This is a genomic window from Streptomyces collinus (genome assembly GCF_031348265.1).
In the GTDB taxonomy this organism is placed as follows: domain Bacteria; phylum Actinomycetota; class Actinomycetes; order Streptomycetales; family Streptomycetaceae; genus Streptomyces; species Streptomyces collinus.
Window position 1 is genome coordinate 1716339 of record NZ_CP133771.1, and the last position, 18431, is coordinate 1734769.

Sequence of the window (18431 nt, forward strand, 5' to 3'; positions counted from 1 at the left end):
GGAACCCTACTGCGGTGTCATGCGCTGCACCATGCCCGGGTGCTTCTCGAGCCACTCGGCCACAGCCTCTTCCTCGTGGCCCTGGCCGCGGTCCTTGATCTCGCTCTCCAGGCTGCCGAGCTCGCCCTCGCTCATCGTGAAGTTCTTGATCCACTTCGTGAGCTGCGGGTACTGCTCCGGGAACTCCTCGTTGGAGATGGTGCGGATCGTGTTGCCCTCGCCGAAGGCCTTCTCGGGGTCCTTCAGCTTGGTCAGCTCGTAGTCGCTGTACGCCCAGTGCGGCGACCAGAGGGTGACGGCGATGGGCTCCTTCTTGGCGTAGGCGCGCTTCAGCTCGGCCAGCATCGCGGGCGTGGAGCCGTCGACGACCTCGTACTCCTTGTCCAGGCCGTAGGCGGGCAGGACCTTGTTCTTCGCGAGGTCCATCTCCCCGGTGCCGGGCTCGATGCCGATGATCTTCCCCTTGAAGGTGGAGGACTTGCCCTTGAGGTCCTCCAGGGAGTCGACGCCCTTGACGTAGGACGGCACGGCGATCTCCAGGGAGGTCGGTCGGTACCAGGTGCCGAGGTCCTTGAGGCGGTCCTTGTTCTTGTCCCAGTAGTTCTTCTGGGCGTAGGGCAGCCAGGCGTCGAAGTTGAGGTCGAGATCGCCCGAGGCCAGACCCGTGTAGACCGGGCCGACGTCCATCTGCTTCAGGTTCAGCCGGTAGCCGCGCCGCTCCAGGACGTTCTTCCACAGGTAGGTGACGGCGATGTCCTCGTCCCAGGGGAACCAGGCGACGTCCAGGGGCCGCTTCGCCTCGGCGGGCGTGCTGCCCCCGGCGTTCTTCACCGGGGCCATCTTGTCGGCGAAGCCGGGGTTCTGCTTGAGCCAGGCGCGCACGGCGTCCTGCTGGTTGCCCTTGCCCGCCTTGTTGATCTCGGCTTCGAGGCTGGTGAGCTGCTTCTCGCTCATGCTGAAGTTCTTCAGCCACTCGGCGACCGTGGGGTCGTCGTCGGCGAAGCCCTTGCGGGACAGGGTGTGCACGCCGTCGCCCTCGCCCCAGGCGCCCTTGGGGTCCTTGAGCTTCTTGAGGTCGTAGTCGTTGTACGCCCAGTGCGGCGACCAGAGCGTGACGACGATCGGCTTCTTCTGGGCGTAGGCGCGCTTCAGCTCGGCCAGCATCGCGGGCGTGGAGCTGTCGACGACCTTGTACTCCTTGTCGAGGCCGTACTCCTTGAGGACCTTGCTCTTCAGCAGGGCCATCTCGCCGGCGCCGGCCTCGATGCCGGTGATCTTGCCGCCGAACTGCGACGCCTTGCCCTTGAGGTCCGCCAGGGAGTCGATGCCCTTCATGTAGGCGGGCACGGAGAGCTCCAGGGACGTCTTGTCGTACCAGGAGCCGAGGTCGTCGAGCTGCTTGCCGTACTTCTTCCAGTACTGGGCGTGGGTCGTGGGCAGCCAGGAGTCGGTCTGGAAGTCGACGTCGCCCTGGGCGAGGGAGGTGTACAGCGGGCCCGCGTCGAACTGCTTGGCCTCGACCTCGTAGCCGCGCTGTTCCAGGACCTCCTTCCACAGGAAGGTGGAGGCGACGCCCTCGTCCCAGGGAATGTAGCCGATGCTGATCTTCTTGCCCTGGCCGACGTTCTTGCCGCCCGCCGCGGCCTCGGTGCCGGTGCCGCCGCCGAGGACGCCCATGCCGCCCGCGGTGAGCGCGAGGACGACGACGCCGATCACGGCGACGACCGGGCGCGGCCGGTAGGACCAGATCTTCAGCCCCTGGGTGGCGCGCAGCTTGGCGGCGGCGCGGCGGCCGAGCGGGGAGACCTGGGTGCCGAGGGCGCTGGTCATGCGGTCCAGGTAGATCGCGAGGATCACGATCGCCACACCGGCCTCGGAGCCGAGGCCCACGTTGAGCTGGCCGATGGCCTCGTTGACGTCGCCGCCGAGTCCGCCGGTGCCGACCATGCCGGCGATCGCGGCCATGGACAGGCCGAGCATGATGACCTGGTTGACGCCAGCCATGACGGTGGGCAGGGCGAGCGGCAGCAGGACGCGCAGCAGCGTGTTGCGGGGCGTGGTGCCGAACGCCTCGGCCGCCTCGACCAGTTCCTTGTCGACCTGCCGGATGCCCAGCTCGGTCATGCGCACGCCCGGGGCGAGCGCGAAGATCAGGGTGGCGACGATGCCGGCGGGGGCGCCGGTGCCGAAGAACAGGATCGCCGGGATGAGGTAGATCATCGCGGGCAGCGTCTGCATGAAGTCCAGCACGGGCCGGACCAGACCGCTGACGCGGTCGGAGCGGGCCGCCCAGATGCCCACGGGCAGGGCGATCACCAGCGCGATGACGGTCGCCACGAGGACGAGCGCCAGGGTGATCATCGCGTTCTCCCACAGTTCGAGGGAGTCGATGAACGCGAATCCGACGAACGTGAGGACACCGGCGAGGGTGCCGCGCAGCCAGAAGGCGATCACGGCGAAGATGCCGGCGAGGAGGAGCGGTTCGGGGGCCTGGAGGACGGCGTTGATGCCGTCGTAGAGGCCGAGGAAGACGGTCTTGCAGAAGTCGAACAGCCACGCCATGTGGGTGGTGAGCCAGTCGACTCCGTCGTTGACCCAGCTGCCGAGCTCGATCCTAGGCACGGGCGGTCACCTTCTCTCCGCCCTTGTCCTGCGGGGAGTCGCAGGGCTGCGGGGTGGCGTCCTGCTCATCGCCGAGGAAGCCGACCAGGCGCTGCCGGGGGACGACGCCGACCTGCTTGTTGTCCTTGTCCACGACCGGGACGGGGTGGGAGAGCCGGGCGCTGATGGCGCACAGCTCCGTGAAGGGGGTGTCGGGCGTGGCGGTCTCGCAGTGGCAGCCGGGGTCGTCGGCGGTGACCGAGGTGTCCATGAGCTCGCCCGCGGTCAGGACGCGGGAGCGGTCGACGTCCTGGGTGAAGGAGGCGACGTAGTCGTTCTCCGGCCGCAGCAGGATGTCCTGCGCGGTGCCGATCTGGACGATGCGGCCGTCGCGCATGACGGCGATGCGGTCGCCCAGGCGCATGGCCTCGTTCAGGTCGTGGGTGATGAAGACGATCGTCTTCTTCAGCTTCTGCTGGAGCTCCAGCAGCTGGTCCTGCATGTCGCGGCGGATCAGCGGGTCGAGGGCGCTGAAGGACTCGTCCATGAGCAGCAGGTCGGCGTCGGTGGCGAGCGCGCGGGCGAGACCGACGCGCTGCTGCATGCCGCCGGACAGCTCGTCGGGCCAGGACTTCTCCCAGCCGGCCAGGCCGCACAGGGCGAGCGCCTCGTCGGCGCGGCGTGCGCGCTCGGCGCGGGGCACGCCCTGCACTTCCAGACCGTAGGCGGCGTTCTCGCGCACGCTGCGGTGCGGGAAGAGCGCGAAGTGCTGGAAGACCATGCTGATCTTCCTGGAGCGGACCTCGCGCAGTTCACGGTCGCCGAGCGTGGTCAGGTCCTGGCCGTCGAAGCGCACGTGTCCGGCGGTGGGTTCGAGCAGGCCGTTCAGCATGCGCAGCAGGGTGGACTTGCCGGAGCCGGAGAGGCCCATGACGACGAAGATCTGGCCGGGCTCCACCGTGAAGGACGCGTCGATCACGGCGGCGGTCGCTCCCTCGGCCCGCAGTTCGTCCCGGTCGGCTCCGCCGCGGAGCCGCTCGACCGCCCGGTCCGGTCTCCTGCCGAACACCTTGTACAGGCTCTCTGCCTCAAGCCTCGCTGACACGTGTTCCTCTATTTCGTTGGCAACAGAACAGAGCGAGGACACGGCGCAAACAGTTGAAATGCGCAACCAGCCTCGCTCCGGGGCGGCGCCTCCCCGAGATCCCCTATCCCAAACGCACAAGTGGGGCGCGTCACATTCGAGGCGGGTGACTGTCGGCGGCGTACGGCATGATGCGTGGCGTGACCGGACGACTGATGCTCCTCGACACCGCCTCCCTGTACTTCCGCGCCTACTTCGGCGTCCCGGACTCGGTCCGGGCCCCGGACGGCACTCCGGTGAACGCCGTGCGCGGACTGCTCGACTTCATCGACCGCCTGGTCCGGGACCACAGGCCCGACCAGCTCGTGGCCTGCATGGACGCCGACTGGCGGCCCCAGTGGCGGGTGGAGCTGATCCCGTCCTACAAGGCGCACCGCGTCGCCGAGGAGCACGCGGTGGGCCCGGACGAGGAGGAGGTGCCCGACACCCTGTCGCCGCAGGTGCCGGTCATCGAGGCGGTGCTGGACGCGGTGGGCATCGCGCGCGTGGGCGTCGCCGGGTACGAGGCGGACGACGTGATCGGCACGTTCACGGCACTGGCGAAGGGCCCGGTCGACATCGTCACGGGCGACCGCGACCTGTACCAGCTGGTGGACGACGCGCGCGGGGTGCGCGTGCTGTACCCGCTGAAGGGCGTGGGCACCCTGCAGCACACCGATGAGGCGGTGCTGCGTGAGAAGTATGGGGTCGGCGGCAGCGGGTACGCGGATCTGGCCCTGCTGCGCGGCGACCCCAGCGACGGCCTGCCGGGCGTGCCGGGCGTGGGTGAGAAGACGGCCGCCAAGCTGCTGGCCGAGTTCGGTGACCTGGCCGGGATCCTGGCGGCGGTCGAGGACCGGCGGTCCAGGCTGACGCCGACGCAGCGCAGGCGGCTCGACGAGGCGCGCCCCTATCTCGCGGTCGCGCCGAAGGTGGTCCGGGTCGCGGACGACGTGCCCCTGCCGGACGTCTCCACGGCACTGCCGCGGGCGCCGCGCGACCCGGCGGCACTGGAGGCGCTGGCGGCCCGCTGGGGACTGGGCGGGTCACTGGAGCGCCTGCTGACGACCCTCTCGACCTGACCCTTTCGTAAGAGAACGACGTGAGATCGCCGCACAAGGGGTGTGATGGGGGGACGAGGTGCTAACTTAGGTAACCCTAACTATGTGAGACAGGGAGGTCCTCATGGCTGAGCGACCGGGACGACAGCCGCGCCGGGCACACTCCGCTCAGGTCGTCCGCACCGAACGGCTGACTCCGCACATGCAGCGTGTGGTGCTCGGCGGCGAGGGCCTCGCCGACTTCACGGCGGAGACGTGCACCGACCATTACGTGAAGCTGCTGTTCCCGCCCGCGGGCGTCACCTATGCGGAGCCCTTCAACCTGCAGCGCGTCCGGGACGAGCTGCCGCGCGACCAGTGGCCGGTGACCCGGACGTACACGGTTCGCCAGTGGGACGCCGAGCACCGCGAGCTGACGCTGGACTTCGTCATCCACGGCGACGAGGGCCTGGCCGGTCCGTGGGCCGCGCGCGTCCAGCCGGGCGAGACCGTGTACTTCATGGGGCCCGGTGGGGCCTACGCGCCCGACCCGGACGCCGACTGGCATCTGTTCGCGGGTGACGAGAGCGCGCTGCCCGCGATCGCCTGCGCTCTGGAGGCGCTGCCGCGCGGGGCCAGAGCGTATGCCTTCGTGGAGATCTCCGGCCCCGAGGAGGAGCAGAAGATCGACTCGGACGTGGAGGTCGTGTGGCTGCACCGCGGCGCACGCCCGCTCGGTGAGGCGCTGGTCGAGAGCGTACGGAACCTGGAGTTCCCCGAGGGGCGTGTGCACGCCTTCGTCCACGGCGAGGCGCACTTCGTCAAGCAGCTGCGCCATCTGCTGCGCGTCGAGCGCCACGTCCCGCGCGAGTCCCTCTCGATCTCCGGCTACTGGCGCCGCGGCCACAACGAGGACGGCTGGCAGAAGTCCAAGCGCGAGTGGAACGCCCGGATCGAGGCGGAGCAGGAGAGCGTGTCCGCGGCCTGAGAACCTCGCTCACGTGATCACGAGGGAAGGCCTGTGCGGGAGCCGACCCGCGCGTGCAGATGCATGTCGTGCCAACCGTCCGGCTGCAGGGCCGCACTGCGCTTGGTGCCCTCCAGGGCGAAGCCGGTTCTGGTGGCGACGCGGCACGAGGCCTCGTTGCGCACGGCGTGCAGGAGTTCAAGCCGGTGGAAGCCGGCCTCGTCGAGGGCCCAGCGGGTGAGCGCGGTCGTGGCCCGGGCGGCGACACCCCGGCCGCGGACCTCCGGGACGGTCCAGTACGCCACCTCCGCCGTCCCGTCGTGAAGCCGCAGCTCGCGCAGCGCCACCCGGCCCAGGAGCGCGTCGGAGCCCGCGTCGGCCACGGCCCAGTGCGCCTCCCGCTCGTCGTTCCACGCCTGGTGCCACTCACGGATCCAGTCACCGGCCTCGTCCACGGAGTCGGCGGCCCGGGCGTGCCACTGGTGCATCACAGGGTCCTGGAAGACGTCGTACACCGCGGGCGCGTCCCCGTCCCGCCAGGGGCGCAGCAGGAGCCCGCCGTCGGCGGGGAGAGCGGGTTGGGGGCGGCCTGCGAGCGTCCCGGCGGTCAGGACCGGGCTGATGAGGAACGGCATGCCCGCATCCTGACAAGGTCCGGCCGGGCGGTCCCACCGGTTTTCCGCCCTCGCGCACCGGCCTCGTACGCTGGGCCGCGATGAGACGCAAGAGCCACACCCCGCCCTCTCCCCTGCCGCAGCGCCACGGCGTGGACCCGGTGCGGGTACGGCTGCCCGCCGCGGGGACCTGGGGGACGGTGCGCGAGCACCTGGTGGAGCGGCTCTCCGGCGCGGGTGCCGGGGTCGTCGACGGCATGTTCGACGCGGGCCGGATCGTCGGGGCGGACGGGCAACCCGTCGCCGCGGACGCCCCCTACGTGCCCGGACTGTTCGTCTGGTTCCACCGGGCCCTGCCCGACGAGGTGCCGGTGCCCTTCCCGCTGGAGGTGGTGCACCGGGACGAGCACATCGTCGTCGCCGACAAGCCGCACTTCCTCGCCACCACCCCGCGCGGCCGTCATGTCGCCGAGACCGCGCTGGCCCGGCTCCGCCGCGAGCTGGACCTCCCGGCGCTCACCGCGGCGCACCGTCTGGACCGGCTCACCGCGGGACTCGTGCTGTTCACCGTCCGCCCCGAGGAGCGCGGCGCCTACCAGACGCTGTTCCGTGACCGCCGGGTCCGCAAGGAGTACGAGGCCGTCGCCCCGTACGACCCCGCCCTCCCCCTGCCCCGGACCGTGCGCAGCCGGATCGTGAAGGAGCGGGGGGTGCTCACCGCCCGGGAGGTCCCGGGCGAGCCCAACGCCGTGAGCCATGTCGAACTCGTCGAACACCGCGACCGGCCCGGGGAGCCCCGCGGACTCGCCCGGTACCGGCTCGCGCCCGCCACCGGCCAGACGCACCAGCTGCGCGTCCACATGGCCGCGCTCGGCCTGCCGATCCTCGGAGACCCGCTCTACCCGGAGGTGACCGCCCCCGGGCCGGCCGGTGACTTCCGCCGGCCGCTCCAGCTGCTGGCACGGTCACTGGAGTTCACCGACCCGGTCACGGGCGCGGAGCACCGGTTCCGCAGCGGCCGGGTGCTCGCGGCCTGGGCGTGCCACGCCCGGTGGGCCGCCGGGACGTACGACGGCCCGTCAGACGGTCAGTAGCCGCGCCACCAGCTCAGGAACCGCTGCCAGACGCCCTTGCGGCGGGGTGGTTCCGTGACGGCGGGCTGCGGCTGTCCCGACAGCGGCTGGGGCTGCACCGCGGCCGGCTGCGGCTGCGCGCCGGCAGGCTGCGGCTGTGCGATGGCAGGCTGCGGCTGTGCGGCGGCCGGTGCCGCCTGCGGCTGCGCGACGCCGATCTGCCAGTCCGAGCGCTGCGTGGCGACCGGCTTGTGGTTCGGCACCTCCTGCACGTCCTGGGGCGGCTTGGGCGCGAACTGCACCGGCAGTTCCACCAGGTGCCGGGAGGCGATGGACGCCGTCCAGCGCAACTCCTCCTCGTCGCAGTCGAGTTCGACATCGGGCAGCCGCATCAGCAGCGCGTCGACGCCCACGTCGGCGATGGAGCGGCCGATGTCCTGCCCGGGGCACTCGTGCGGTCCGCCGCCGAAGGCCAGGTGGGAGCGGTTGCCCTGCATGCTGGCCTTCAGGTCCGGCCGCACCCGTGGGTCGACGTTGGCCGGGAGCGGCGCGAAAAGCAGCCCGTCGCCCCGGCGGATGCGCTGCCCGCCCAGTTCGGTCTCCTGCTTGGCGAAGTAGGCGAAGACCGTGCTGAACGGCGGCTCGTTCCACAGGGACTGCTCCACCGCCTCCGGCACCGTCATCTGGCCGCCGTTGAGCTGGGCGCGGAAGCGCGGGTCGATCAGGACCGTGAGCAGCACGTTGGAGAGCAGGTTGGTGGTGGCCTCGTAGGCGGCGAAGAGCACCAGGCGCAGGTGCTCCCTGACCTCGTCGTCGGTGAGCCGGGCCGGGTGGGTGATCAGATAGCTGGCGAGGTCCTCCTCCGGCCGGGCGCGGCGGGTGGCGGTGAGCCGGCTCAGAGCTTCCATGACGTAGGAGTGGCTGGCGATCGCCGTCTCGGTGCCCTTGAGGGCGTCGCGGGCGGCCTCGACGAGCCGGTCGCTGTACTCCTCGGGCATGCCGAGGATCTCGCACATGACCGCCATCGGCAGGTGCTCGGTGAACTGGCCGACGAGGTCCGCCTCGCCCGCTTCACAGAACCGGTTGACGATCACCTGCGTACTGCGGTTGATGTAGCGGCGCAGGCTGCGGAAGTCGATGGTGGAGATGGCGCCCATGACCGCGCCGCGCAGCCGCTTGTGCTCGTCGCCCTCGGCGTGCGAGGCGATGGGCTGCCAGGCGATGTGCGGCATCAGCGGGTGGTCGGGCTTGACGAGGCCCTCCCTGAGCGGGTTCCAGATACGGCTGTCCCGGCAGAACTGCGAGGGCGAGCGCACCATGTGCAGGTTCTCGGCGTGGCCGAGGACGATCCACATCGGCACGTCGTCGTGGAGCAGCACGGGCGCCACGGGACCGTGCTGGTCCCGCAGTTGCTCGTACAGCGCTCCCAGGTCCTCCGCCTCGTGCAGCCGGTGCAGCCCTCCGGGCCCGAGGCCGTGCGCGGGGCATCCGGGGGGCGGGCCGGGCCGGAGGTCGTCGTCCGTACTGGTCGGGGCGTGGGATTCAGGCGTCACAGTGATCGCTCCGAAACTTTCCAGGAGTCAGGGGGGAAGAGGTGGGGTGGACGGACACGGATCAGGTGAGCGAGCCCGTCATGGCGAGCGAGTGCAGGAAGCGCATGAGGGTCATCAGGACGTCGCGGCTGGAGGCCCTCCGCCGCGCGTCGCACTCGATGATCGGGATGTCCGGCGTGAGGTCGAGGGCCGCGCGCAGCTCCTCGACGTCGTAACGAGGGGCGTCGGGGAAGGAGTTGATGGCGACCACGAACGGCACGCCGCGCTCCTCCAGCCGCCCCATGACGTCGAAGCTGACCTCCAGCCGCCGGGTGTCGACCAGCACCACCGCGCCGAGAGCACCCTCGAACAGGCCGTTCCACAGGAACCAGAAGCGCTGCTGGCCGGGCGTTCCGAAGAGGTACAGCACCAGCTGGTCGGTGATGCTGATCCGGCCGAAGTCCATGGCGACGGTGGTGGCCGTCTTGGACGCGGAGCCGAAGTTGTCGTCGACACCGATGCCGGCCTGCGTCATGGTCTCCTCGGTGGTCAGCGGTGTGATCTCGCTGACCGACCCGACCATGGTCGTCTTGCCGACGCCGAAGCCGCCCACGATCACGATCTTGGCCGCGGCCTGTGCCGTGTGGGGCAGCTGGTCCTCGGTCCGGGGGCCCGGGATGGTGTCAGAGCCGTTGAAGTCCATTCATCACCGCTTCGAGGAGGGAACGGTCGGAGCGCGCCTTGCGGACGATCGGGGCGCGCGCCTGTACCAGTTCCGCCGTCAGCAACTCGGTGAGCAGCACGCCCATCGCGCTGAACGGCAGGTGGAGGTAGGCCGACAGCTCGGCCACGGACAGGGGGGCGGCGCAGAGTCGGAGCAGCGCCGCCTGCTCGGGAGAGGCTGACGGCGGCGGGTCCGTGGCACGCGCCACGATTAACGTCACCAGGTCGAGTTCGGCCCGTTCACCGTCCGGGCCGGCCACCACGTACATCCGCTCCGGGTTGCCGGGTTTGCCGTCGCCCTCCTGGGGCGGGGTCGGTTCCGGGACAAGGTCGCGCCTCTGGCGTTGGGGAGGCGTCATACGATCTGCCCGTTCCGCCGGGGCGGACTGGTGAGGTGGCCGCCGATCCGGACGACCAGGTCGCGCATCATCGCGCTCATCCGGCCGGGTTCGCACCGCACGTCGGAGAGGACCGCCAGGAAGGCGTTGGCGCCCGCGCCCATCAGGTAGAAGTAGCCGCGGTCGATCTCGATCATGACGAGCTTCATCTCGCCGTCGCCCACGGTGAGTTCCTGGCAGATGCTGCCCGCGAGGGACTGCAGGCCGGCGCAGGCCGCGGCGACCCGGTCGGCCGCGTCGGGCTCGCCGCCGTAGCGGGCGATGCGCAGGCCGTCGGCGGAGAGCACCACGATCATCTCGATGCCCGGTACGCCGTCGGCGAGTTGCTTGAGCATCCAGTCGAAGTTGCCTCGCTGCTGGATCACTTGAGGTCCCCCTCGTCGTCGGCCTCGGTGGGAGCCGGGTCGTTGATCAGGTGCAGGTACTTGGTCGGGTTGCGAATGAAGTCGGTCGGATGGGTGCCGGGCTCGATGCCCTGCTTGAGCCCCTCCCAGAAGGCCTCCAGGCCCTTGCCGGGGGCGTCGGGCGCCGACATGTCGCGCAGGGGCTTGGTCTCGGGCTCCTGTGTCGCGGCCCAGGGGTTGTACTCGCCGCGCTCGGCGGCCTCCCGGTCGGCCTTCTCGTTGGCCGCCTGCTGGGCGAGTCGCTCGGCGAGCGGCGTCTTCACCCGGCTGCGGCGCTGCGGCAGGCCGTTCGCCGTCCACTCGGTGACCTCGGGGACGTCGTCGTCCTCCAGGGAGACCGTGGCGGGGATCTTCGGGCTGGTGGGGCGGCGCCTCTTGGGCGCGCGCTTCGGGCCCTCGGGGATGCCGACGGTCATGGGGATGCCGGTGGCGCCGATGCCGTGGGCGAGTCCGACACCGGGCTCGTGGGTGATCATCTCGCTCGGCACGATGAGGATGGCCCGGACGCCGCCGTACGCGGAGGCGCGCAGCGAGACCTGCATGTTGTACGCCGTGCACAGACGGCCCACGACGGCGAGGCCGAGGCGCGGGTGCTCGCCGATGTCCTGAAGGTCGACGCCCGCCTTGGCGGCCTCCAGCATGCCCTCGATCCGGGCGCGTGCCTCCTCGTTGAGGTTGACACCGCCGTCCTCGATCTCGATGCAGACGCCGGTCTGCACCTCGGTGGCGGTGACGTGCACCTTGGTCTGCGGGGGCGAGTAGCGCGTGGCGTTGTCGAGGAGTTCGGCGGCGGCGTGGATGACGGGTTCGACGTAGATGCCCTTGACGCTGATCTTGGCGATGGAGGACAGCTGGATGCGCCGGTACTCCAGGATGCGGGACATCGCGCCGCGCAGCGTGCTGTAGAGAGAAACCGGCTCGGGCCACTGCCGTCCGGGGCGGCCGCCGCCGAGGACGGAGACGGAGTCGGCCAGGCGGCCGATCAGGGCGTTGCCGTGGTCGATGCGCAGCAGGTCGTCGAAGACCTCCGGGTTGCGGCCGTGGTCCTCCTCCATCTCCCGGAGTTCCTCGGCCTGCTGGTGGATGATCGCCTGGACGCGGCGGGCGACACTGACGAAGGAGCGCGCGGCGGCGTCACGCATGGTCACTTCGCGGTCGACGATCTTGAGGACCGTCAGCAGCGTCTCGGCCTGCGGTTCGGGGAGGTTGCGGAAGACGGGACTGGCGAGGCCGAGCTTGCGGATGACCTCCCTGGGGGATTCTCCGGTGCGCAGCAGATCGAGCGCGGCGGGCACGATCTCCCTGGAGAAGCGGACCAGTTCGTTCTCGTGGGCGGCGATCCGCTGTTCCAGATGCGCGGTGTGCCGGGCGTGCTCCGCACGCTGGTTGCGCAGCGCCCGGCCGCGGCGCACCGCCTCGGTCGCCGTCGCGAGCACGAGTGCCGTGGCGATGCCGCCGCACCAGCCGACGGCGCCCCGGGCCGGCTCCGCCACCAGGGCGACGGCGGCTCCGGTCGCCGCGGCCATGACTATGGCCGGCAGCAACAGCACGCGCGCGTAGGGAAGTTCACGGCGACCGGGAGGGGATTGGACACTCACCATGTGGGCCTTCTGACAGGAGTCGACTGAGGTTCGGGAGGACTTGCAGGGGGGTATGTCATGAAGCTGTCGGGATCTTCCACACATTGGGGAACAAGCGCACGAATTCATCTCAAGCCGGTGCGCTGCGGGCGAGCTTAGTCCGACCGGATCATCGCTGTGTCATATTCAGCAACTGCCGGAAAGCGGACGCGAAGGGATAGTACGCTCGGTCGATTGCACGCTGCGACATCGTTCGAATGCGTTACGTGACGGCGTACAGGCATACGAAAGCCCACTCACCGTGACGGGTGAATGGGCCTCAGTACGACGCGTCTCCTGGGGGCGCGGGGCTGTGTCATGGTGCGGCTCCGCCGCGGGGCGCGAGCAACGGCCTACGGCCGGCACCCGCGCATCAAACGATCACCCCACCGACGAGTAGGCGACAACACCCCGCAGCAACAGATCCACGGCCTTGCGGGCGTTCTTCACAACTGAGGACCCCTGCGGAGCCGCCGCCGCGATCTGCCCCAGCACATCGATGACCTGCTTGCACCACCGCACGAAGTCCCCCGCCGGCATCTCCGCCTCGCGCAGCACCTCGTCGAGCCCCTTCCCGGAGGCCCACTCGTACGCGGCCCAGGCGAAGCCGAGGTCGGGCTCCCGCTGCCCGACCCCCTCGGTCTGGGTGATCCGGAACTCCTCCTCCAGCGCGTCCAGCCGCCCCCAGATCCGCACCATCTCGCCGAGCGTGGCCTTGGCCTTGCCGGACGGCACCTTCGGGGCCATCGCGTCGTCCGCGACCCGCGACTCGTACACCAACGCCGAGACGCAGGCGGCCAGTTCGGCCGGACCGAGGCCCTCCCAGACACCCTCGCGCAGACACTCGCTGGCGAGCAGGTCCAGCTCGCCGTAGAGCCGCGCGAGCCGCTTGCCGTGCTCGGTGACCTCGTCGGCGCGCAGATAGTCCAGCTCGGTCAGCAGCGCCACGATGCGGTCGAACGTCCGGGCGATCGTGTTCGTACGGCCCTCGATCCGCCGCTCCAGCTGCGAGGTGTCGCGCAGCAGCCGGTGGTACCGCTCGGCCCAACGGGCGTGGTCCTCACGGTCGTTGCAGCCGTGGCAGGGGTGCGCGCGCAGCGCGGTCCGCAGCCGGGCGATCTCGCGGTCGTCGGCGGCCTGGGAGCGCTGCTTGCGGTGCCGCTCGGCGGGGATGTGCCCGGCCTTGGTGCGCAGCGCCGACGCGAGGTCCCGACGGGACTGCGGGGAGCGGGGGTTGAAGGACTTGGGGATCCGCATCCGCTCCAGCGGCTCGACCGGCACCGGGAAGTCCATGGACGCCAGTCGCTTCACCTGCCGCTCGGCGGTCAGCACCAGCGGGCGCGGTCCGTCGTGGTGCTCGAAGCCGCGGTGGCCGTTCGACCGGCCCGCCGGCAGCCCCGGGTCCAGGACCAGCGCCAGGCCCGCGTACTTGCCGGTGGGCACGTGGATGACGTCACCGGGCTTCAGCTTCTCCAGCGCGACGGCGGCCTCCGCGCGCCGCTGGGCCACGCCCCGCCGGGCGATCTCGTTCTCCCGGTCCTTCAGCTCGCGGCGCAGCCGCGCGTACTCCTCGAAGTCGCCGAGATGACAGGTCATGGAGGCCTTGTAGCCCTCAAGGCCCTCCTCGTTGCGCTGCACCTGACGGGAGATGCCGACGACCGACTTGTCCGCCTGGAACTGCGCGAACGACGTCTCCAGCAGCTCGCGCGAGCGGTGCCGCCCGAACTGCTCGACCAGGTTGACCGCCATGTTGTACGACGGCTTGAAGCTGGAGCGCAGCGGGTACGTGCGCGTGCCGGCCAGGCCGGCGAGGTGCTCGGGGCTCATGCCGCGCTGCCAGAGCACGACGGCGTGGCCCTCGACGTCGATGCCGCGCCGCCCGGCCCGGCCGGTCAGCTGGGTGAACTCGCCCGGGGTGATGTCCGCGTGCTGCTCGCCGTTCCACTTGACGAGCTTCTCCAGCACCACCGAGCGGGCGGGCATGTTGATGCCGAGGGCGAGGGTCTCGGTGGCGAACACGGCCTTGACCAGGCCGCGCACGAACAGCTCCTCGACGACCTCCTTGAAGGTCGGCAGCATGCCCGCGTGGTGGGCCGCGATGCCGCGCTCCAGGCCCTCCAGCCACTCGTAGTAGCCGAGGACGTGCAGGTCCTCCGTCGGGATGGACGCCGTGCGCTCCTCGACCAGGGCGCGGACGCGCCCGCGCGCCTCGTCGTCGTTGAGCCGGAGCCCCGCGTACAGGCACTGCTGGACGGCGGCCTCGCAGGCCGCACGGCTGAAGATGAAGGTGATGGCGGGCAGCAGCCCCTCGGCGTCGAGCCGCTCGATGACCTCCGGCCGGCTCGGCGTCCAGATCCGGGAGCGCTGGCGGCGCTCCCGCTCACGGTCGGCGTCGCGCATGGACCGGCCTCGCCGGCGGTCCTGGTACGACGGTCGGCTCGCCTCCATGCGCGCCATGCGCGTCAGGTCGGGGTTGACGGCCTTCCTGTGGCCCTCGCCCTCCTCGAAGAGGTCGTACATCCGCCGCCCGGCCAGCACGTGCTGGAACAGCGGCACGGGCCGGTGCTCGGAGACGATCACCTCGGTGTCGCCGCGGACGGTGTCGAGCCAGTCGCCGAACTCCTCGGCGTTCGACACGGTCGCCGAGAGCGAGACGAGCGTGACCGACTCGGGGAGGTGGATGATCACCTCTTCCCAGACGGCACCGCGGAACCGGTCGGAGAGGTAGTGCACCTCGTCCATGACCACGTAGCCGAGGCCCAACAGGGTCTGGGAGCCGGCGTACAGCATGTTCCGCAGCACCTCGGTGGTCATCACGACCACCGGCGCCTCGGAGTTGACGCTGTTGTCGCCGGTCAGCAGACCCACCTTGTCCGTGCCGTAGCGTCGGCACAGGTCGGCGTACTTCTGGTTCGACAGCGCCTTGATGGGTGTCGTGTAGAAGCACTTCTTGCCCTGCCGGAGGGCGAGGTGGACGGCGAACTCGCCGACGATCGTCTTGCCGGAGCCCGTAGGCGCGGCGACGAGCACGCCCTTCCCTTCTTCGAGCGCCTGGCAGGCCTCGATCTGGAAGGGGTCGAGACCGAAGTCGTACATCTCGCGGAAGCCCGCGAGCGCGGTGGCCTGCTCGGCTGCCCGCAGGCGGGCTGCCGCGTACCGCTCGGCCGGTGAGAGGTCCTCTGTCATCGTGCTTTCGAGCGTACCGGGCCGCACTGACAACAGGACGATCATTATCCGGATCCGTTCCTGTGAAACCCAGGATCCGCGCAGCTCAGGGGCCGACGACCCGCACGCCCCCGCGTACGCAGCGCACGCTCAGCGGCAGCGGGCCGAGCGGCTCGCCGTCGGCGTAGCCGGTGACGTCCTCGGCGGCGATCTCGACCCGGGCCGCCCGCAGCACGGTCACCTTCGGATGGCCGACGTGCGTGCCCCGGTACACCCTCGGGAACACCCGCAGCAGCGTCGCCCGGCTGCAGTCCCCGACGACGGTGATGTCGAACAGCCCGTCGGTCAGGTCGGCGCCGGGGCAGATCCGCATGCCGCCGCCGTAGGAGGAGCCGTTGCCGACGGCCACGAGGGTCGCCTCGACCTCCCGGACCTCTCCGTCGTCGAGGCGTATCCGGTACGGGACGGGCCGGAACCCGGCGAGTTCGGCGATCATCGCCAGGTCGTACTTGAGGCGGCCGGTGGGCCATCGCATGCGGTTGCCACGGTCGTTGACGCGGGAGTCGAAGCCGGAGGCCAGGACCGTGCCGAACCAGCGGTCGCCCACCTGCCCGAGGTCGATGTCGCGGATCCGGCCGCACTTGAGAGCGTCGGCGATCATGCGGCCCGCGGCGGCGGGCTCCCGCACGGGCAGGCCCAGGGCGCGGGCGAAGTCGTTGCCGGTGCCGACGGCGACCAGGCCGAGGGGGGTGCGGGTGCCCGCGACGGCCCGCAGCGCGAGGGACGCCATGCCGTCACCGCCGACGGCGATCAGCGCGCCCGTGCCGCCCTCGACCGCCGCCCGCGCGCGTACGAGGGCGTCCGCGGCATCCTCCCCGAGGACCGTCCGGACCGAGAAGCCGGCCGCCCGCAACGCGGAAGCGGCCGGCTGCGCCGCGTGGGCGCCCCGGCCGCGGCCCGCGGTGGGGTTGACGAAGAGGGTGATCTCGCTGGTCACGCGACCGACCCTACGATCTTCCTGCCGGTCTTCAGGTCACGTCGTCATAACCGTTGACCCGGTCCGAGCGCTCCGAGCCCGCCTGCTCGGGCAGCGCGGCCCGGCCGGTCGTCACGGGCTCGATCTCGCCGATGTCGTCGGGGGAGAGATCCAGCTCGGAGGCCTCGTCGTCGGCGGGACCCAGGGCCTCGCGACGGCTGCGCCGACGGTCGTTGAGCAGGGAGAAGGCGACAGCGGCGAAGTACAGGATCCAGATCGGTGCCGCGAGCGCCAGCATGGTCAGCGGGTCGGTGCTGGGCGTGGCGATGGCCGCGAACACCGTGATGCCCATGATCATGCCGCGCCACCAGCCGAGCATGCGCTGGCCGGTGAGCACCCCGGTGAGGTTGAGCATGACCAGCAGCAGCGGCAGCTCGAAGGAGAGGCCGAAGACGAGCACCATCCGCATGACCAGGTCGAGCAGGTCGTCCAGCGGAAGGAGGTTGGACGTGCCGCCCGGGGTGAACTCCAGGAGCACCTTCGCCGTGGTGGGGAGCACCGTGTAGGCGAAGTAGGCGCCGACGAGGAACAGCGGGGCGCCCGTGGCGACGAAGGCGTAGGCGTACTTCCGCTCGTGCCGGTGCAGTCCCGGCGCGACGAAGGCCCAGAGCTGATAGAGCCAGGCCGGCGAGGCCAGCACGACACCGGCCATCAGCGACACCTTCAGCGCCAGCGTGAAGGGGGTGAGCAGGCCGTTGATGGTGATCTGCGCACAGGGCTTCGTGCCGGCCTGCGACTTGGCCAGCTCGGCGAAGGTCTTGTCACAGCCGACCGAGTCGAGGATCGGCTTGGTGATCAAGTTGATGATGTCGTTGTAGAAGAAGGCGGCGACGACCGTGACGGCGACGATCGCCAGCATCGCCTTGGCGAGCCGGTTGCGGAGCTCGCGAAGGTGCTCCGCGAGGGGCATCCGCCCCTCGGGATCCTTCTCCTGCTTGCGGGCAGACTTCAGCAACCCACGTTCCCATCTCGTGCGGCGGGCCGGAGGTCACCGGCCCTGCGTCAGCGCTTGGTCGTGTCCGTGGGCTCGTTGACCGGACGCGAGCTGGTCACGTCACCGGGCGCTGCCTGGATGGTGCGCTGCGAGGGCTCGTCGTTGTTGGGCGGGCCGGCCGGGGTCGTGGAGGACTTGTTCTCGTCCTTCATCGCCTTGGCCTCGCTCTTGAGGATGCGGGCGGACTTGCCGAGCGACCGAGCCATGTCCGGAAGCTTCTTCGCGCCGAACAGCAGGATGATGACGACGAGGATGAGAATGATCTCGGGGGCTCCGAGCCTTCCGAACATAAGTCTTTACCTTCTCACCGAGGCGGCTGTGGTGGGGTGCTGTCCGACCGGTCGGACACATGTCCGAACGATCGTGCTGGCAGCGATCGTAACGCTCGGGGGTGAACGTGAGGCAATCCCTCTGCATCCCCCGTGCGTACTCCCGTCCGCGACCAGTGCCTCGTTAACCGGGCCGCGACCAGCAGAGTACCTGTCCGAACCGCCGAGGTGACAGGGCGAAGTGTCCCAAAAGCAACTCATGGCCGCCGCCCGCGGCACTCACAGAGCGTCCACCGACCGGGCCGCACTCCCCGCCGCCCGCTCCAGATCCTCGGCGGCCCGGTTGATACGGCGCGCCGAGTCCGTGACCTGCCTGCCCAGGCGCTGTGCCTCCACGAACACCCGCACGGCGAGCACCCCGAGCACGACGAGACCCACGAATCCCACGGCAACCGCGAACATCGGCCAGAACATGACGCCGAGCCTAGACGGTCCCGGGCGGGCGGACGTCCAGTGCCCTAGACAGTGGAGTGCAGCCTGAGGGTCCGCACACCGCCGCCGGTGAGCAGCTCCACGATCCGCTCCCCCGCGGGCTTGCGGACGGACGCGCCGCACTCCGGGCAGGTGAAGGAGTAGAAGGTGGTGCGGCTCGTGGCGCCGATGGCCAGGCGCAGGGCGCCCGCGGCCAGCTCGAAGCACCCTCGGCAGTCGGGGCAGCCCGCCCGGAAGACGACCGGGGTCACGCTTCTCATCCCGGCGAACGCGGACTCCACCGTCATGCCCCGCACACCGGACGTCGCCGACTCGCTCAAGCCCTCGCTCCTCTTTCTGGGGTGGTACGCCTCCGGGGCGCCACGGCCGGTGGCACGGTCC

17 protein-coding genes are annotated in these 18431 nt (G+C 70.6%); 3 read left to right on the forward strand and 14 right to left on the reverse strand.

Annotated elements, in window-relative coordinates; all coding sequences use genetic code 11:
* Window positions 1-6 precede the first annotated feature (6 nt).
* Together RFN52_RS07680 and RFN52_RS07685 are read right to left on the reverse strand one after the other, a co-directional pair.
* On the reverse strand, window positions 7-2622 hold the full coding sequence (locus RFN52_RS07680; protein WP_184844132.1) for an ABC transporter permease/substrate binding protein: 2616 nt from the start codon (window positions 2620-2622) through the stop codon (window positions 7-9).
* Window positions 2615-3706: a quaternary amine ABC transporter ATP-binding protein gene (locus RFN52_RS07685; protein WP_184844135.1), complete on the reverse strand. Its 1092-nt coding sequence runs from the start codon at window positions 3704-3706 to the stop codon at window positions 2615-2617. Before RFN52_RS07685 ends, RFN52_RS07680 begins: the two co-directional genes overlap by 8 nt.
* Before the next feature lie 170 nt (window positions 3707-3876).
* Here RFN52_RS07685 and RFN52_RS07690 point away from each other — a divergent pair, with 170 nt between their 5' ends.
* Window positions 3877-4806: a 5'-3' exonuclease gene (locus RFN52_RS07690; RefSeq protein WP_229856919.1), complete on the forward strand. Its 930-nt coding sequence runs from the start codon at window positions 3877-3879 to the stop codon at window positions 4804-4806.
* A 103-nt stretch (window positions 4807-4909) separates the two neighbouring features.
* Window positions 4910-5752 carry a siderophore-interacting protein gene (locus RFN52_RS07695; protein ID WP_184844140.1) on the forward strand — a complete coding sequence of 281 codons (843 nt, stop codon included), beginning with the start codon at window positions 4910-4912 and terminating at the stop codon, window positions 5750-5752.
* Window positions 5753-5769: 17 nt separating this feature from the next.
* On the opposite strand, the gene RFN52_RS07700 is transcribed toward RFN52_RS07695, so the two are convergent.
* A complete protein-coding gene (locus RFN52_RS07700; protein WP_184844143.1) occupies window positions 5770-6366 on the reverse strand; it encodes a GNAT family N-acetyltransferase in 597 nt (198 codons plus the stop codon).
* 80 nt (window positions 6367-6446) lie between these two features.
* On the opposite strand from RFN52_RS07700, the gene RFN52_RS07705 reads away from it, so the two are divergent.
* Complete coding sequence (locus RFN52_RS07705; protein WP_184844146.1) at window positions 6447-7439, forward strand: RluA family pseudouridine synthase; 993 nt, start codon at window positions 6447-6449, stop codon at window positions 7437-7439.
* Here RFN52_RS07705 and RFN52_RS07710 read toward each other — a convergent pair.
* The 11 genes from RFN52_RS07710 to RFN52_RS07760 form a co-directional block, all read right to left on the reverse strand.
* A complete protein-coding gene (locus RFN52_RS07710) occupies window positions 7433-8971 on the reverse strand; it encodes a cytochrome P450 (protein WP_184844149.1) in 1539 nt (512 codons plus the stop codon). The two genes, RFN52_RS07705 and RFN52_RS07710, sit on opposite strands and share 7 nt — an antisense overlap.
* Window positions 8972-9032: 61 nt before the next feature.
* On the reverse strand, window positions 9033-9653 hold the full coding sequence (locus RFN52_RS07715; RefSeq protein ID WP_184844152.1) for a GTP-binding protein: 621 nt from the start codon (window positions 9651-9653) through the stop codon (window positions 9033-9035).
* Window positions 9634-10032 carry a DUF742 domain-containing protein gene (locus RFN52_RS07720; protein ID WP_184844154.1) on the reverse strand — a complete coding sequence of 133 codons (399 nt, stop codon included), beginning with the start codon at window positions 10030-10032 and terminating at the stop codon, window positions 9634-9636. The genes RFN52_RS07715 and RFN52_RS07720 overlap by 20 nt, the downstream gene beginning before the upstream one ends.
* The gene (locus RFN52_RS07725; RefSeq protein WP_030848665.1) at window positions 10029-10436 is read right to left on the reverse strand and encodes a roadblock/LC7 domain-containing protein; all 408 of its coding nucleotides are present in this window, start codon (window positions 10434-10436) and stop codon (window positions 10029-10031) included. The genes RFN52_RS07720 and RFN52_RS07725 overlap by 4 nt, the downstream gene beginning before the upstream one ends.
* Window positions 10433-12076, reverse strand: coding sequence for a sensor histidine kinase (locus RFN52_RS07730; protein WP_184844157.1), 1644 nt, complete (start codon window positions 12074-12076; stop codon window positions 10433-10435). Before RFN52_RS07730 ends, RFN52_RS07725 begins: the two co-directional genes overlap by 4 nt.
* Before the next feature lie 399 nt (window positions 12077-12475).
* The gene (locus RFN52_RS07735) at window positions 12476-15325 is read right to left on the reverse strand and encodes a DEAD/DEAH box helicase (RefSeq protein WP_184844159.1); all 2850 of its coding nucleotides are present in this window, start codon (window positions 15323-15325) and stop codon (window positions 12476-12478) included.
* 40 nt (window positions 15326-15365) lie between these two features.
* Window positions 15366-16256 carry a diacylglycerol kinase gene (locus RFN52_RS07740; RefSeq protein WP_184844161.1) on the reverse strand — a complete coding sequence of 297 codons (891 nt, stop codon included), beginning with the start codon at window positions 16254-16256 and terminating at the stop codon, window positions 15366-15368.
* 31 nt (window positions 16257-16287) lie between these two features.
* Window positions 16288-17250, reverse strand: coding sequence for a twin-arginine translocase subunit TatC (tatC, locus tag RFN52_RS07745; RefSeq protein ID WP_184844163.1), 963 nt, complete (start codon window positions 17248-17250; stop codon window positions 16288-16290).
* A gap of 47 nt (window positions 17251-17297) precedes the next feature.
* Complete coding sequence (tatA, locus tag RFN52_RS07750) at window positions 17298-17579, reverse strand: Sec-independent protein translocase subunit TatA (RefSeq protein WP_033311911.1); 282 nt, start codon at window positions 17577-17579, stop codon at window positions 17298-17300.
* A gap of 258 nt (window positions 17580-17837) precedes the next feature.
* Window positions 17838-18032 carry a hypothetical protein gene (locus RFN52_RS07755; protein ID WP_033311910.1) on the reverse strand — a complete coding sequence of 65 codons (195 nt, stop codon included), beginning with the start codon at window positions 18030-18032 and terminating at the stop codon, window positions 17838-17840.
* A 44-nt stretch (window positions 18033-18076) separates the two neighbouring features.
* The gene (locus RFN52_RS07760; RefSeq protein WP_184844165.1) at window positions 18077-18370 is read right to left on the reverse strand and encodes a hypothetical protein; all 294 of its coding nucleotides are present in this window, start codon (window positions 18368-18370) and stop codon (window positions 18077-18079) included.
* Window positions 18371-18431: the final 61 nt, after the last annotated feature.

Bases quoted from the DNA above. Each gene is read 5' to 3' on its own strand.
- RFN52_RS07730 (WP_184844157.1), bottom strand. From the start codon at position 12,076: ATGGTGAGTGTCCAATCCCCTCCCGGTCGCCGTGAACTTCCCTACGCG.
- RFN52_RS07705 (WP_184844146.1), top strand. From the start codon at position 6,447: ATGAGACGCAAGAGCCACACCCCGCCCTCTCCCCTGCCGCAGCGCCAC.
- RFN52_RS07715 (WP_184844152.1), bottom strand. From the start codon at position 9,653: ATGGACTTCAACGGCTCTGACACCATCCCGGGCCCCCGGACCGAGGAC.
- RFN52_RS07695 (WP_184844140.1), top strand. From the start codon at position 4,910: ATGGCTGAGCGACCGGGACGACAGCCGCGCCGGGCACACTCCGCTCAG.
- RFN52_RS07755 (WP_033311910.1), bottom strand. From the start codon at position 18,032: ATGTTCTGGCCGATGTTCGCGGTTGCCGTGGGATTCGTGGGTCTCGTC.
- tatA (WP_033311911.1), bottom strand. From the start codon at position 17,579: ATGTTCGGAAGGCTCGGAGCCCCCGAGATCATTCTCATCCTCGTCGTC.
- RFN52_RS07690 (WP_229856919.1), top strand. From the start codon at position 3,877: ATGCGTGGCGTGACCGGACGACTGATGCTCCTCGACACCGCCTCCCTG.
- RFN52_RS07700 (WP_184844143.1), bottom strand. From the start codon at position 6,366: ATGCCGTTCCTCATCAGCCCGGTCCTGACCGCCGGGACGCTCGCAGGC.
- RFN52_RS07720 (WP_184844154.1), bottom strand. From the start codon at position 10,032: ATGACGCCTCCCCAACGCCAGAGGCGCGACCTTGTCCCGGAACCGACC.
- RFN52_RS07735 (WP_184844159.1), bottom strand. From the start codon at position 15,325: ATGATCGTCCTGTTGTCAGTGCGGCCCGGTACGCTCGAAAGCACGATG.